Source organism: Burkholderia sp. B10, from assembly GCF_004368385.1.
Taxonomy (GTDB): domain Bacteria; phylum Pseudomonadota; class Gammaproteobacteria; order Burkholderiales; family Burkholderiaceae; genus Burkholderia; species Burkholderia vietnamiensis.
On the sequence record NZ_PQMX01000027.1, the window covers coordinates 65950 to 81117 of the forward strand.

Annotated in this window: 13 protein-coding genes; 6 read left to right on the forward strand and 7 right to left on the reverse strand. The window is 69.3% G+C overall.

Translation table 11 applies throughout. From position 1 onward, the window contains the following. Nucleotides 1-13 precede the first annotated feature (13 nt). On the reverse strand, nucleotides 14-1225 hold the full coding sequence (locus tag C3Y15_RS15870; protein WP_059739323.1) for an alanine--glyoxylate aminotransferase family protein: 1212 nt from the start codon (nucleotides 1223-1225) through the stop codon (nucleotides 14-16). A 705-nt stretch (nucleotides 1226-1930) separates the two neighbouring features. On the opposite strand from C3Y15_RS15870, the gene C3Y15_RS15880 reads away from it, so the two are divergent. From C3Y15_RS15880 to C3Y15_RS15900, 5 genes are all read left to right on the forward strand, one after another. Then, entirely contained in the window at nucleotides 1931-2917 is a 987-nt protein-coding gene (locus C3Y15_RS15880; RefSeq protein ID WP_069246146.1) for a LysR family transcriptional regulator, read from the forward strand. A gap of 30 nt (nucleotides 2918-2947) precedes the next feature. After that, complete coding sequence (locus C3Y15_RS15885; RefSeq protein ID WP_011883448.1) at nucleotides 2948-3946, forward strand: 2-hydroxyacid dehydrogenase; 999 nt, start codon at nucleotides 2948-2950, stop codon at nucleotides 3944-3946. A 155-nt stretch (nucleotides 3947-4101) separates the two neighbouring features. Next, nucleotides 4102-4839, forward strand: a complete 738-nt coding sequence (bluB, locus tag C3Y15_RS15890) for a 5,6-dimethylbenzimidazole synthase (RefSeq protein ID WP_046426247.1) — start codon at nucleotides 4102-4104, stop codon at nucleotides 4837-4839. Nucleotides 4840-5248: 409 nt separating this feature from the next. Continuing rightward, complete coding sequence (locus tag C3Y15_RS15895) at nucleotides 5249-6418, forward strand: MFS transporter (RefSeq protein WP_011883445.1); 1170 nt, start codon at nucleotides 5249-5251, stop codon at nucleotides 6416-6418. Between the two features lie 118 nt (nucleotides 6419-6536). After that, entirely contained in the window at nucleotides 6537-7697 is a 1161-nt protein-coding gene (locus C3Y15_RS15900; protein ID WP_124260101.1) for an MFS transporter, read from the forward strand. 260 nt (nucleotides 7698-7957) lie between these two features. Here the strand turns inward: C3Y15_RS15900 and fahA are convergent, their stop codons facing one another. The 6 genes from fahA to C3Y15_RS31750 are packed head-to-tail and all read right to left on the reverse strand — an operon-like array spanning nucleotide 7958 to nucleotide 14227. Then, the gene (gene fahA / locus C3Y15_RS15905) at nucleotides 7958-9262 is read right to left on the reverse strand and encodes a fumarylacetoacetase (protein ID WP_059559024.1); all 1305 of its coding nucleotides are present in this window, start codon (nucleotides 9260-9262) and stop codon (nucleotides 7958-7960) included. Then, nucleotides 9259-10593: a homogentisate 1,2-dioxygenase gene (hmgA, locus tag C3Y15_RS15910; RefSeq protein WP_011883439.1), complete on the reverse strand. Its 1335-nt coding sequence runs from the start codon at nucleotides 10591-10593 to the stop codon at nucleotides 9259-9261. The genes fahA and hmgA overlap by 4 nt, the downstream gene beginning before the upstream one ends. A gap of 15 nt (nucleotides 10594-10608) precedes the next feature. Continuing rightward, a complete protein-coding gene (locus C3Y15_RS15915) occupies nucleotides 10609-11970 on the reverse strand; it encodes an MFS transporter (RefSeq protein WP_059559026.1) in 1362 nt (453 codons plus the stop codon). Next, nucleotides 11967-12197 (reverse strand): DUF2783 domain-containing protein, encoded by a 231-nt coding sequence (locus C3Y15_RS15920; protein ID WP_011883434.1) that lies wholly within the window; start codon nucleotides 12195-12197, stop codon nucleotides 11967-11969. Before C3Y15_RS15920 ends, C3Y15_RS15915 begins: the two co-directional genes overlap by 4 nt. Before the next feature lie 40 nt (nucleotides 12198-12237). Then, nucleotides 12238-13914 carry an FAD-dependent oxidoreductase gene (locus C3Y15_RS15925; protein ID WP_043290810.1) on the reverse strand — a complete coding sequence of 559 codons (1677 nt, stop codon included), beginning with the start codon at nucleotides 13912-13914 and terminating at the stop codon, nucleotides 12238-12240. A gap of 7 nt (nucleotides 13915-13921) precedes the next feature. Then, nucleotides 13922-14227, reverse strand: a complete 306-nt coding sequence (locus tag C3Y15_RS31750) for a hypothetical protein (protein WP_166677051.1) — start codon at nucleotides 14225-14227, stop codon at nucleotides 13922-13924. A gap of 89 nt (nucleotides 14228-14316) precedes the next feature. Here C3Y15_RS31750 and C3Y15_RS15930 point away from each other — a divergent pair, with 89 nt between their 5' ends. Then, nucleotides 14317-15120: an EAL domain-containing protein gene (locus tag C3Y15_RS15930; protein WP_011883431.1), complete on the forward strand. Its 804-nt coding sequence runs from the start codon at nucleotides 14317-14319 to the stop codon at nucleotides 15118-15120. Nucleotides 15121-15168 lie beyond the last annotated feature (48 nt).

Consider the following 15168-nt stretch of genomic DNA (forward strand, 5'->3'; position numbering starts at 1 on the left):
CCGCCGGCCGCGCTTACATGCCGCGCCGCGACAGTTCCTGCTCGAGCGCGGCAACGCCCGCCGGCAGGTCGACCGGCACCTTCAGATCGACCATCGTCCGGCCGAACGCATGCAGCGTGCGGAACAGGTTGTGTTCGCGGCACTGTTCGCCCATCTGGCCGATCCGCACGATCGGCAAGCCGAACGAGCCGGAGATCTCGACCTGATATTGCTTCGAGATGTGGCCGCAGACCATTCCGGGCGTGAGCCCGGCCGGCGTCTCGATGCCCACCACCGAATTGAGACGGCATTCCTTCGGCGTGTAGAGCGCGAGGCCCATCGCCTCGATGCCGGCCTGCAGCGCCAGCGTGCAGCGCAGATGGCGCGCGAAACGGCTTTCGAGCGTTTCCGCGCACACGAGGCGCAGCGCCTCGTGCAGCGCGAGCACGCCCGACACCGGCGCGGTGTAGTGGTAGCCCGCGTTGTGCCAGAAGTTTTCCGCGAGCGCCATGTCGAGGCACCAGTGCGCGTTCGGTTCCGGACGCTGCTTCATCCGGTCCCACGCGGCGTCGGAGAACGCGATCAGCGACACGCCGGGAATCGACGACAGCCCCTTCTGACCGCCCGTGATGACCGCGTCGATGCCCCATGCGTCCATCTCGAGCGGCATCGTCGACAGCGTGCACACCGCGTCGACGACCACCAGCGCGCCGGCCGCCTTCGCGAGCGCCGCGATCTCGCGCAGGTCGCGGTTCCACACGGTGTTCGACGTCTCGCCCTGCACGATCGTGACGATCTCCGGGCGTTCGCGCGCGATCGCGTCGGCGATCTCCTCGAGGCTCGCGACCGAGCGGTCGGCCACTTCGAGCGTCGCGACGTCGGCGCCGACGCGCGTGGCCATCTCGGCCATGCGCGCGCTGAAGAAGCCGTTGCGGATCGACAGCACGCGCGTGCCGCGCCAGGCGAGGTTGGAAATCGCCATTTCCATCGCGGCGGAGCCGGGGCCGGCGACGCCGAGCACCCACTTCGTGCGGGTCTGGAACACGTAGCGCGCCATCTCCTTCACCTGCTCGATGATCTTCGCCATCGTCGCGCCGAGGTGGTTGATCACGATCGTGTTCGCCTTCGCGACCGCGGCCGGGATCGGCACCGGGCCGGCGCCCATCATCAGCAGCGGTTCTTCGGGCAGGATCGCGTCGAGCGGCACGACGACGGGACAGGGAATCGGCGAATGGTCGAGGGACATGGCTGGCAAAAAAGATGAAGAAAGACGCTCGAGCGTCGCCCGCCACAGGGCATGGCGGATCGATCGATGATTCCGTGTTCCGCGCCCGCGCGCAAGAGGCGCGCGCGGCCGGACGGCGCGACGCTGGCTCGGTCGGACGACCGGGCCAGCCGGCCGCGCATCGCGAGCGAGCACGCCGGCGGCCCCGCCGCGGCCCGGTACAGGCGATTTTCCCGGCCATATTGCGGTGCGTGCGGATGCGCCCGCTTCAGTAATAGACGACCCAATTAGTCGGAAATACGCCGCATCAGGATAAAAACCGCGCGGACCGAATGGATCCACCAAATGCCGATGCGCCGGAAAAACATCGATTATCGCGGCATCTATTAGTGACAGAGTTCGAAAATTACCGCTGCGAAGCATCGTACAAAACACATAACGCGTTGATTTTACTGAGCAACATTCAGATACCGAACTACCGGTTTCAATACTGCCGGGAAACCAACGAGACCGCCGCATAAATCCGATAGCCGCGATTTCGATTTTCCGCAACCCGCCCATTTTCTCAGGTTGACGGATATCGCCTCCGTAATGAACAATCGTCTGCGGAATCGAGAGCCGCTTTTTCGATACGAACGAAAATCGGACGACGCACACCGGCAATCCCGGTCGCGCGACGAAAAATTCCAAGCAAAATCAATCCACCGGGCCAGAAATACGCGAGACATGAACCAGATTCAGACCATGCGAGTGTTCGTCTGCGTTGCCGAGCAGCAGAGTTTCCGGCGCGCGGCGCACCATCTAGGCGTGTCCAATGCACTCGTCACGCGTTCGATCGCGATGCTCGAGTCCCATCTGAACACGCGGTTGATCCACCGCACCACGCGCAACCTGTCGTTGACCGAAGCCGGGCTGCGCTACCTCGACGGCTGCCGTGCGCTGCTCGAGGAGTTCGATCATCTCGAGGCGTCCGTCGCGCACGCGGTGCGCGAGCCGGCCGGCACGCTGCGCGTCGTCACGTCGGGTCTGCTGTCGCCGCTCACGCTGACGCCGCTCGTCAGCGGTTTCCGGCACCGCTACCCCGAACTGCGCGTGCAGCTGACCGTCGCCGACGGGCCGCTCGACGTGCTCGATTCGGGCTACGACGTCGGCATCGTCACCGGCGACCGGCTCGACGGCAATCCGACGCTGATCGGTCACACCCTCGCGCCGAACCCGTTCGTCGCGTGCGCGGCGCCCGCGTATCTGGAACGGCGCGGCGAGCCGCGCGCGCCCGACGACCTGCCCGGTCACGACTGGGTCGCGCTCGCGCCGCATCAGCATGCGCCCGCGTGGCGGCTGGTCGGCCACGACGGCGCCGCGCATTCGGTCACGGTGCGCCCGGCGTGCACCGTCAACCAGCTCGCGCTCGTGCACGCGGCGGCCCTCGCCGGCTCGGGCATCGCGGTGCTGCCCGAGTCGTGCGTCGCCGATGCGCTCGCCGCCGGCACGCTGGTGCGGCTGCTGCCCGGCTATCGGATCGACGATCCGGATGCGCAGCTGTCGCTCGTCTATCCGAATCGCCAGTACGTGCCGGCCCGCACGCGCAGCTTCGTCGAACATGCGCTCGAGCATTTCGGGCAGCAGGCGGCGCAGGAGCGCTCCGAATACGGCTTCCTGCGCACCCCCGAGCGCGCCGATCTCGTCGCGGGGCGGCCGGCTGGCCTGCAGTAAACTGCACGCGTCAGCCATCGGAGGTGCAGCGTGCGTGTGATCCTGTTCAGCAGCCGGCAGTACGACGAAGAGTCGTTTACCGCCGCAAACCGCCAGTTCGGCTATCGGCTGCACTTTCAGCCGTCGCACCTCGATGCGGAGACCGCGATCCTCGCGCACGGTTACGACGTCGTCTGTCCGTTCGTCAACGACACCGTCGATGCGGCGGTGCTGCAGCGGCTCGCCGACGGCGGCACGCGCCTGATCGCGCTGCGCTCGGCCGGCTTCAACCACGTCGACCTCGCGGCTGCCGAGCGGCTCGGCATCGCGGTCGTGCGCGTGCCCGCGTATTCGCCGCACGCGGTCGCCGAGCACGCGGTCGCGCTGATCCTCGCGCTCAACCGCCGGCTGCCGCGCGCTGTCGCGCGCACGCGCGAGGGCGACTTCTCGCTGAACGGGCTGCTCGGCTTCGATCTGCACGGCAAGACCGTCGGCGTGGTCGGCACGGGGCTGATCGGCAGCGTGTTCGCCAAGATCATGATGGGCTTCGGGATGCGCGTGCTCGCGCATTCGCTGCCGCCTCACGACGACGAGCTGATCGCGTTCGGCGCGCGCTACGTCGAACTCGACGAGCTGCTGCATCAATCGGACATCGTGAGCCTGCATTGTCCGCTGCTGCCGTCGACGCATCATCTGATCAACGCGCAGACGCTCGCGCGCATGAAGCACGGCGCGATGCTGATCAATACCGGGCGCGGCGGGCTGGTCGATGCGCAGGCGCTGGTCGAGGCGCTCAAGAGCGGCCAGCTCGGTCATCTCGGGCTCGACGTGTACGAGGAGGAAAGCGGCCTGTTCTTCGAGGATCACTCGGACCTGCCGCTGCAGGACGACGTGCTCGCGCGGCTGCTGACCTTCCCGAACGTGATCGTCACGTCGCATCAGGCGTTCTTCACGCGCGAGGCGCTCGCCGAGATCGCGCATACGACGCTGCTGAACGTCGACGCATGGCGCGCGGGCGCGCCGACCAACGTCGTCACTGGCGGGCGCTGAAGCGCGGGGTTGGCTTTCGGCTTGCGGCGTTCCGCGTGCCTCCGCTCCACACCCACCGCACCGGCATCGCGCCGACCCATTCATTCGCCTGATGTAACGCGCGGCGCCCGCGCTCTGCTATCGTTGCGCCGACTTCCCTTTGCTTCCGCTCCCCCATGCGTTTCGACGACTCCGCCATCGCTGCGGTCTACCGGGCCATTTTCGAACGGCGCGACATGCGTCACTTCACGTCGGCGCCCGTCGATCCGGCCACGCTCGCGCGACTGCTGCGCGCGGCCCATCACGCGCCGAGCGTCGGCTTCATGCAGCCGTGGCGCTTCATCCGCATCACCGACGCCGCGCTGCGCACCGCGATTCACGGGCTGGTCGAGGCCGAGCGCCGCGCGACCGCCGACGCGCTCGGCGAGCGCCAGGACGAGTTCATGCGGCTGAAAGTCGAAGGCGTGCGCGAATGCGGCGAATTGCTGGTCGTCGCGCTCACCGACGATCGCGAGCGCCACGTGTTCGGCCGCCGCACGCTGCCGGAGATGGATCTCGCGTCCGCCGCCTGCGCGATCCAGAACATGTGGCTCGCCGCCCGTGCGGAGGGGCTGGGCATGGGCTGGGTGTCGCTGTTCGAGGTCGACGCGCTGCGCACGCTCCTCGGCATGCCGGCCGGCGCGCAGCCGATCGCGGTGCTGTGCATCGGGCACGTCGACGCGTTCTACGCGCAGCCGATGCTCGAGCAGCAACGCTGGGCCGCGCGGATGCCGATCGAAGCGTGCCTGTTCGAAAACACTTGGGACGCACCGGCGCAGGCGAACCCCAGCGCCGAATCGACGCCGACCCGCGACGGCGCGGCAACGCTGGAGCACGCCGCCGACGCGCCGCCGGACATGCTGCGCGGGCAATGACCACCGCTCCGGCGTGGGCGCCGAGCGCGGCGGCGCCGGGCATCGCTACATCGCTACATCGGGCTGCGCCGCTGCGATCGCACCCGTCGAAGTCCCGCCACCGTGGCGGTGCGTCAGCTCCGCCGGACATGTCGCGCGAGCAATGATCGCCCTACCGGCGTGGGCACCGAGCGCAGCGGCGTCGGGCATTGCGGAAGTGCGACGTCTTCCGGCGCCGCCGCAATCGCGCCCATCGAAATCCCCACCGTAGCGTGACGTCGGCCGCCCCAGCATGGCCCGCGAAACAATACGTTCCGGCCCCGAGCGTCCGGGTTTTCTCTCACGTAGAATCGCGGCTGACGTCCCCGCCCAGCCATCGTGCGCATCCCGCGCCGAATCCCGGCCGCGGCTCTTTCCCTGACCCATCGCGATGCCCTTGCCCCTTTTCGCCCTCGCCGTCGCCGCATTTGGAATCGGTACCACCGAATTCGTGATCATGGGGCTGCTGCCGAACGTCGCGCGCGACCTCGGCGTGTCGATCCCGGCTGCCGGGATGCTCGTGTCGGGCTACGCGCTCGGCGTGACGATCGGCGCGCCGATCCTCGCGGTCGTCACCGCGAAGATGCCGCGCAAGCGCGCGCTGATGGGCCTGATCGGACTGTTCATCGCCGGCAACCTGCTGTGCGCGCTCGCGCCCGGCTATGCGGTGTTGATGGCCGCGCGCGTGGTCACTGCGTTCTGTCACGGCGCGTTCTTCGGGATCGGCTCGGTGGTCGCGAGCAGCCTCGTCGCGCCGAACCGGCGCGCGCAGGCGATCGCGCTGATGTTCACCGGCCTCACGCTCGCGAACGTGCTCGGCGTGCCGCTCGGCACCGCGCTCGGTCAGGCCTACGGCTGGCGCGCGACGTTCTGGGCCGTCACCGGCATCGGCATCGCGGCGGCGGCCGCGCTCGCCGTGTGCCTGCCGAAGCATCTCGCGATGCCCGACACCAGCATCACGCGCGAGTTCGGCGTGCTGCGGCACCCGCAGGTGCTGATGGTGCTCGGCATCAGCGTGCTGGCGTCCGCGAGCCTGTTCAGCGTGTTCACGTACATCACGCCGATCCTCGAGGACGTGACGCGCTTCTCGCCACACCAGGTCACCTACGTGCTGCTGCTGTTCGGGCTCGGCCTGACCGTCGGCGGCACGCTCGGCGGCCGGCTCGCGGACTGGCGCCGGATGCCGTCGCTGATCGCGACGCTCGCGCTGATCGGCATCGTGCTCGCGCTGTTTGCCGGCACGATGCACGTGCCGTTCGCGGCGCTGGCGACGATCTTCGTATGGGGCGTGCTCGCGTTCGCGATCGTGCCGCCGCTGCAGATCCTGATCGTCGACCGCGCGAGCGATGCGCCGAACCTCGCGTCGACGCTCAATCAGGGCGCGTTCAACCTCGGCAACGCGACCGGCGCATGGCTCGGCGGCGCGGCGATCGGCGCCGGCGTGCCGCTCGTGAGCCTGCCGTGGGTCGGCGTCGCGATGGCGGTCGCGGCGCTCGCGCTCACGCTGTGGTCGGCGTCGCTCGAACGCCGTCCGGCCCGCGCGCCCGCCGGGTACGTGTGACGCCATGACGCGCGACGCGGCGCCCGCACGGCGCCGCCGCATTGCGTTTCGCGCGCAACCATGCGCGCATGACGGCCTTCATGGACCTTTCAAGGTCCGCGGTGTAGCATCCGGCCCGATGAAAAACGTTCTCTCCCGCGATTTCGTCGCGCTGATCCTGAGCGTCGCGGTGGTCGGGCTCGGCACCGGCGCGACGCTGCCGCTCACCGCCCTCGCATTGACCGAAGCCGGCCACGGCACCAACGTGGTCGGCATGCTGACCGCCGCGCAGGCGCTCGGCGGCCTCGCGATCGTCCCGTTCGTCACCGCGCTCGCGCGGCGCCTGGGCGCGCGCCACGCGATCGTCGTGTCGGTCGTGCTGCTCGCCGCGGCCACCACGCTGATGCAGTTCACGTCGAACCTGATCGTATGGGGCGTGTTGCGCGTGCTGTGCGGCGCGGCGCTGATGCTGCTGTTCACGATCGGCGAAGCGTGGGTCAACCAGCTCGCCGACGATTCGACGCGCGGCCGCGTGGTCGCGATCTATGCGACCAATTTCACGCTGTTCCAGATGGCCGGGCCCGTGCTGGTCAGCCAGATCGCGGGCGCCACCAGCATCCGCTTCGCGCTGTGCGGCGCGCTGTTCCTGCTTGCATTGCCGACGCTCGCGACGATCCGGCGCGCGCCGCTGGCCGGCGACGACGCGCGCCAGGCCGCCCACGACAGCTGGCTCGCGGTGCTGCCGCGCATGCCCGCGCTGATCATCGGCACCGGTTTCTTCGCGCTGTTCGACACGCTCGCGCTGTCGCTGCTGCCGCTCTACGCGATGGACCACGGCGTCGCGAGCGCGACCGCGGTGCTGCTCGCGTCGATCATGCTGTGCGGCGACACCGCGATGCAGTTCCCGATCGGCTGGCTCGCCGACAAGCTCGGTCGCGAGCGCGTGCATCTCGGCGCCGGCTGCATCGTGCTCGCGGGCCTGCCGCTGCTGCCGTTGGTGATTGCGAACCCGTGGCTGTGCTGGCCGTTGCTGTTCGTGCTCGGCGCGGCGGCCGGCAGCATCTACACGCTGTCGCTGGTCGCATGCGGCGAGCGCTTCCGCGGCGCGGCGCTCGTCACCGCGAGCTCGCTCGTCTCGGCATCGTGGAGCGCCGCGAGCTTCGGCGGGCCGCTCGTCGCCGGCGCGTTGATGGAACAACTCGGCAGCAATGCGCTGATCGGTGTGCTGGTCGGCTGCGTCGCGGCGTTCGTCGCGGCCGCATTGTGGGAGCGACGCGCGGCGTTGCGGCGCGCGATCTGACGCGGCGGCCGGCGGACGGCCTCGATGTTCACACGCGGCGGCGCGGGCGCTGCGCCGAACGCGCATGGTTCAAGGTTCGTGATCCGTGACTCGTGACTCGTGACTCGTGGCGCGTGGCCCGCAATCCGTGACCTGTGGCCAGCGACACATACTCAGCGCCCTATCCCCTCCCGCCCCCGCCAATAAAAACGAAACCGGCCCGCATCAAGCGGGCCGCCGTGCCGTTCCGGACTGCGCGCGACCCGTCGCGCGGCAATCCGCTACGCGCTACGCGCCGGCAGGATCTTCCCCGTACACGTCCCGAAGCCGATGCGATAGCCATCGCCCTCGCACCAGCCCGCGAGCGTCAGCTCGTCGCCGTCCTCGATGAACGTGCGGCTGCCGCCGCCCTTCAGCGCGAGCGGCTCCTTGCCGTTCCACGTCAGCTCGAGCAGGCTGCCGAACGAGTCGCGCGTCGGCCCGCTGATCGTGCCCGAACCCATCAGGTCCCCCACGCGCGTATTGCAGCCCGCGACCGTGTGATGCGCGAGTTGCTGCGCCATCGTCCAGTACATGTGCCGGAAGTTGGTGCGGCAGATCGACGTCGGCTCGGCGGCGCCGTCCGCCCGCAGCGTGACTTCGAGCGCGATGTCGAACGCATGCTTGCCCGCGTGCCGCAGATACGGCAGCGGCTGCGGCGCCTGCTCGGGCTGCGCGACGCGGAACGGTTCGAGCGCGTCGAGCGTGACGATCCACGGCGAGATCGTCGTCGCGAAGCCCTTCGAGTTGAATGGGCCGAGCGGCACGTATTCCCACTGCTGGATGTCGCGCGCGCTCCAGTCGTTCAACAGCACCATCCCGAAGATGTGCGCTTCGGCATCCTCGCAGGCGATCGGCTCGCCGAGCGCATTGCCCCGCCCGACGATGAAGCCCGTCTCGAGTTCGATGTCGAGCTTGCGGCACGCGCCGAACACCGGACGCTCCTGCTCGGGCAGCTTCAGCTGTCCGTTCGGCCGCCGCACCGGCGTGCCGCTCACGACCACCGATGACGCGCGGCCGTTGTAGCCGATCGGCATCTCCGACCAGTTCGGCAGCAGCGCATTCTTCGGATCGCGGAACATCGAGCCGACGTTGGTCGCGTGCTCCTTCGACGAATAGAAATCGGTGTAGCCGGGAATGTCGACCGGCAGATGCAGCGTCGCGTCGCGCTGCGCGACGAGCACGCGCGCACGCAACGCCGCGTCGTCGCGGAGCCGCGCAGCGTCGCGCGCGAACAGCTCGGACAGCTGAACGCGCACGCTGCGCCACGCATCGCGGCCGAGCGCGATGAACGCGTTGAGCGTCGGCTCGGCGAACACGTCGGCGCCGGCCGGCACCGTCACGAGGCCCGCACGCGCGAGCGCGGCGAGGTCGACGATCCGGTCGCCGAGCGCCACGCCCGCGCGGCGCGCCGGCTGCGCCGCGTCGCTGAAGATGCCGAACGGCAGGTTCTGGATCGGGAAATCGCAGGCGGGATCGTTCGCCGTGTCGACCCAGCTCTTGCGAGCCGGGTCGAGCGTCGCACGCCAGTCTCGGGTGTCGCTCATCGTTGCTCCGGGTTGAAGTGTTTCTCGATGCGTTGCCAGCATTCGAAGTAGTCGGCCTGCAGCTGCGCGGTGTCGAGCGCGTAGCGCGTCGGCCGGATCAGCGTGCGGGTTTCGAACATGAACGCCATCGTCGCGTCGACCTTGTGCGGGCGGGTCGTGTCGATCGCCGACGCCTTCTCGAACGTATCGGCGTCCGGCCCGTGACCGGACATGCAGTTGTGCAGGCTCGCGCCGCCCGGCACGAAGCCTTCGGCCTTCGCGTCGTACGCGCCGTGCACGAGGCCCATGAACTCGCTCGCGACGTTGCGGTGGAACCACGGCGGGCGGAACGTATCTTCGGCCGCGAGCCAGCGCGGCGGGAAGATCACGAAATCGATCGCGTCGACGCCCGGCGAGTCGCTCTGCGACTGCAGCACGAGAAAGATCGACGGATCGGGATGGTCGTAGCTGATCGAGCCGATCGTGTTGAACAGCCGCAGGTCGTACTTGTACGGCGCGTAGTTACCGTGCCATGCGACGACGTCGAACGGCGAGTGGCCGATGTCCGCGCGCCACAGGCGCCCGTTCAGCTTCGCGATCAGCTCGAACGCGCCTTCGCGGTCTTCGTACGCGGCCTGCGGCGTCAGGAAATCGCGCGGATTGGCGAGCCCGTTCGATCCGATCGGGCCGAGGTCGGGCAGGCGCAGCAGCGCGCCGAAGTTCTCGCAGATGTAGCCGCGCGCGTCGCCGTCGGGCAGCGCGACCGCGAAGCGCACGCCGCGCGGAATCACCGCGATCTCGGCCGGCTCGACGTCGAGCCGGCCGAACTCCGTCGCGATGAAGAGCCGCCCCTGCTGCGGCACGATCAGCAATTCGCCGTCGGCGCTGTAGAAGAAGCGGTCCTGCATCGAGCGGTTCGCCGCATACAGGTGGATCGCGCAACCGTTCATCGCGGCCGCCGAGCCGTTGCCGGCCATCGTCACGAGCCCTTCGACGAAATCGGTCGGCTCGACCGGCATCGGCAGCGGGTCCCAGCGCAGCTGGTTCGGCGGCGTCGGCGGCACGTCGGCCGAGTCGCCGAACTCCGCGACGAGCCGCTGCCGCCCCGTGAACGGCTCGAACGGCCGGTGCACGGCGGCCGGCCGGATCCGGTACAGCCACGCGCGGCGGTTGTGGCCGCGCGGCGCGGTAAACGCGGTGCCCGACAGCTGCTCCGCATACAGCCCGTACGGCGCGCGCTGCGGCGAGTTGCGGCCGTGCGGCAGCGCGCCGGGCAGCGCCTCGGTCGCGAATTCGTTCCCGAAACCGCTCAGGTAGCCGGCGGTCGCCGGTTTCGACAGGTCAAGCGTCATCGTTTCCTTTCTCCATCAATTCATCGCGGCATTCGCCGCGTGCGCGCCGCCGCGCCGCGCGACGCCGGCCAGCCCGAGCACGAACAGCGCCGAGCACAGCACGGGCAGCGCGGCCGCATGGAACAGCGCGCCGTTGCTCCAGTTCAGCGCAATCAACTGGCCGCCGACGAGCGGCCCGAGCACCGAGCCGATCCGGCCGATGCCGAGGCTCCAGCCGATCCCGGTCGAGCGCAGCGACGTCGGGTAATACTGGCCGGCCAGCGCATTGACGGCCGGCTGCCCGCCGACCACGCAGAAGCCGCCCGCGAACACGACGACCAGCAGCCACGGCAGCGCATGCGCGACCGAGCCGATCAGCCCCACCGACACGGCCGCGCACGCGAAGCACGCGAACAGCACGCGCACGAAGCCGTAGCGCTCGATGAACCAGCCGAGCGACAGCGTGCCGATCACGCCGCCCGTCTGCAGCACCGTGCCGACGATCACCGCCGTGCCGGGCGTATAGCCGGCGTCGCGCATCACGGTCGGCAACCAGTTCGACAGGAAGTACAGGTCGATCAGGTTCATGAAGCTGATCGCCCACAGCAGCAGCGTGACCGGCAGGCGGCCGGCGCGGAACAGTTCGGCGACCGGTGCGCCGCTCGCCGCTCGCTCGCGCACGACGAGCCGCGTGTCGGCATCGATGCCGGCGTGCGGCGCGAACCGCGCGAGCCAGTCGCGGGCCTGCGCGACGCGTCCTTTCAGGACCAGAAACTGCAGCGACTCGGGCAGCCGCGCGAGCATCGCGATCGCCAGCACGAGCGGCACCGCGCCGCCGACGAAGAACACCGCGCGCCAGCCGAGCGCCGGAATCAGCGCCGCGCTGATGAAGCCGCCCAGCGCGGCGCCCAGCGTGAAGCCGCACGACACGATCATCATCCGCTTCACGCCGTGCGCGGCCGGGCTGAACTCGCCGACCAGCGCCATCGCGTTCGGCATGATGCAGCCGAGGCCCAGGCCCGTGACGAAGCGCAGCGCGATCAGCACCGGGATCGAACTCGCGAACGGGGTCGCGAGCATCGTCACCGCGAAGAACAGCGTCGAGCCGATCAGCACCGGCCGCCGGCCGATGCGGTCGGCCAGCACCGACAGCCCGAGCGCGCCGAGCAGCATGCCGAACAGGCTCGCGCTGAACACCGGCCCGAGCGCCTGCTTCGGCACATGCCACTCGGCGATCACGCTCGGCGCGACGTAGCCCATCGCCTGCGCGTCGAAGCCGTCGACCACCAGGCACAGCCCGCACAGCACCAGCAGCATCCAGTGGAAGCCCGGACGATGGGTGTCGTCGATCACGCGCTCGACTTCGAGCACGCGCGCGTTGGCCGGCGCCGCGCTCATTGCGCCACCTCGGCGTTCGGATGCACGGGCGGATTCACGCCCTGGCGCGCGAGCGCCATCGCTTCGCGCAGCACGTCGGCGTCGCCGATCTGGTTCGCGAGCAGCAGGATCAGCTTCGCGTTGACGAGCTGGCTGTCGGCGTCCGACAAATCGCGATGCATGTCGATCAGCGCTTCGTAGAACGCGTCCGGGTCGGCCAGGCGCGGGCGGGTGTCGAGGGGGGGCATGTCGGGTGTCTCCGGTGTCGTTGTCGTGTTCGAGGCGGGTTCAGCATGCGCCGCTCGCACGGGCGAGTGCGTCGGCGATCGCGTGCCGGTCGAGCGTGCGCATGCGGGCGCACACGTGCTGGTCCGGGCGCAGCAGGTAGAACGTGCCGGGCTGCGCGTCGTAGCGCTGCGCGGCGAGACCGTCGACGTCTTCGAGGACGTCGACGCCGGGCACCGCCTGCGCATGGCCGGCCGGCACGATCAGCACGGGCCGCACCGGCAGCGCGAGACCGTCGAGCGCCTGCGCGAGCGCGCCCGCATCGCCGGGCAGGCCGAACAGCACGCCCGCGAAGCCGTCGCCGAGATGACGCAGCAGCCAGCCGGACGCCTGTTGCGCGCGCACCGGCGCGTCGGCCGCGACCGCGCCGGGACGCATCGCGCACGCGAACGCGTCGCCGGCGCGATCGAGCGTATTCAGCGGCGAATCCGTCAGCACGGCCGGCACCGACAGACGGCCGCTGTTCACGAGCCGGCGCGCGAATTCGCAGTCGCGCGCGAGCTTCAGCGTCGCGTCGCGGAACACGCGCGACACCGCGCTCTTCGGCGTGATGAAGTCGGTCGAGCGCGTCGAGTTGCGGATGTTCTCGTCCGCGGCGAACTCGCGCTCGCTCGCATACGTGTCGAGCAGGCGCTCGGGCGCGCGGCCGTCGAGCACGAGCTGCAGCTTCCACGCGAGATTGTCGGCGTCCTGCACGCCGCTGTTCGCGCCGCGCGCGCCGAACGGCGACACGCCGTGCGCCGCGTCGCCCGCGAACAGCACGCGGCCGTGACGGAACGTATCCATCCGCTGGCAGCGGAACGTATAGACGCTGACCCATTCGAGCTCGAATTCGGCGTCCGGCCCGAGCAGCGCGCGCACGCGCGGGATCACGCGCTCCGGCTGCTTCTCGGCGACCGGGTCGGCGTCCCAGCCGAGCTGGAAATCGATGCGCCACACGTTGTCCGGCTGACGGTGCAGCAGCACCGACTGGTTGCGGTGGAACGGCGGATCGAACCAGAACCAGCGCTCGGTCGGGAATTCCGCCTTCATCTTCACGTCGGCGATCAGGAAGCGGTCTTTGAACGTGCGGCCGCGGCTTTCGAGCCCCATCGCCGCGCGCAGCGGGCTGCGCGAGCCGTCGGCCGCGATCACGTACTGCGCGCGCAGCGTCTCGATGCCTTCCGGCGTCTCGACGGTCAGCGCCGCGTGCTCCGCCGACTGCGCGACGCCCGTCACCTTGTGCTTCCAGCGGATCTCGAGGTTCGGCAGTTCGAACGCGCGCTCGGCCAGATAGCCTTCGACGTAGTACTGCTGCAGGTTGACGAACGCCGGGCGTGCGTGGCCCTGCTCGGGCAGCAGGTCGAACGCGTAAAGCTGCTCGTCCTGCAGGAACACCTTGCCGACGTGCCAGCTCACGCCCTTGTCCACGAAGCGCTCGCCGCAGCCGAGCCGGTCGAAGATCTCGAGCGTGCGCTTCGCGAAGCAGATCGCGCGCGAGCCGGTGGACAGCGTGTCGTCGTCGTCGAGCAGCACGACCGGCACACCGCGCTGCGCCAGATCGATCGCGGCGGCCAGGCCCACCGGGCCCGCGCCCACCACGATCACCGGGTGAACGGCCGCATCGGCCTGCGCGGCCCGCGCCGCGCGCGGCCGGTAATCGAACTTCAGCGTCTGGTAATCGATGCTCATGGTCGCCATCCGCTCCTCAGCCGCGCCGCACGTGCGCCGGCACGCGCGGCGCCGCCGCGCTTGTGCCGCCGTTCATGGCCGCCTTCGTGCCCGCCTTCAACCGCTCGCGCGGCCTGCCCTGCTCCATCCGCCTGCTGTCCACCGCCACGTCTCGCTCCTTGCTTCCTGGTTGATTCGGTTCGGGAAACGACGCCGCTGCCGGCGCCCGAACGCCGCTTTTCTTGATCGGCAACAAATCTTTAGATTTACGAATAGTAAAACCAATTACGTATAGTGAAATCAACGTTAACCCTAGCGATGGGTTCGGCAACGGGATAACCATATGAGAGAAACGCCGAGCCGAGCCCGACGGGCGCTGCTAATATCGAGATACGAGGCGGCCCTTTCGGCCGCCGTTTTCTTCCTACGCCGATGATCCCGCCCAACATTCCCGAGCTGGTCGCCCGTGCCGGGCAACTGCCTTATCTGCGGGAACACCTCGCGCTTGCCGAAGGCGGCACCGCATGCGCGAATCTGCCGGAGCGCACGCTCGCGAGCGCCTACGAGCCGATCTACGACGTGACGATGCCCGGCGCGCCGCAGTCGACGTCGTTCGCGGATGCCATCGAGCGCTACGGCGACGAGCTCGGCTTCCAGGCCATCACGCTGGTCAGCGGCGCCGCGCACGACCCGGTCGACTCGGCCGTCGACGACCAGACGCTCGTCGCGATCGACCGGCTGTCGCGGGCGCTGCACGCGATCAACTTCTTCGGTGCGCAGCGCCACGGGCTGCTGTTCCTGCGCGTGCACGAACGGCTGCTCAAGAGCGTGAAGTACGATCACGGCAAGCATTTCTCGTCGGTGCTGCAGCGGTTCGGCCTGCCGGCCGAGCGGATCGTGATCGAGTTGCCGGCGGCCGCGGTCGCGCACAAGACCTTCCTCGGCTACCTGACGCGCAGTTATCAGCATCACGGTTTCAAGGTCGCGGACAAGCTGCCCGACCCCGGCCGGATCCTCGCGGTCGAATCGGAGATGGCGCGGCCCGATTACATCAAGATGGATGCGGGCATCGCGCTGCGCGACGGGATGGTGAAGGCGCTGGTCGCGTATGCGCAGCGCGTGCGGATTCCGCTGATATTCGATGGCGTGGTCGACGAGACGCAGTGCGAGTTGCTGCGTCAGCACGACGTGCGCTTCATGCAGGGGCCGGTGTTCGCGAAGGTCGTGACGGCCTGAGGGGCGCTGCGCGTGTGGGTGCGGTGAGTGCTGTGCTGGGGGCTGGGG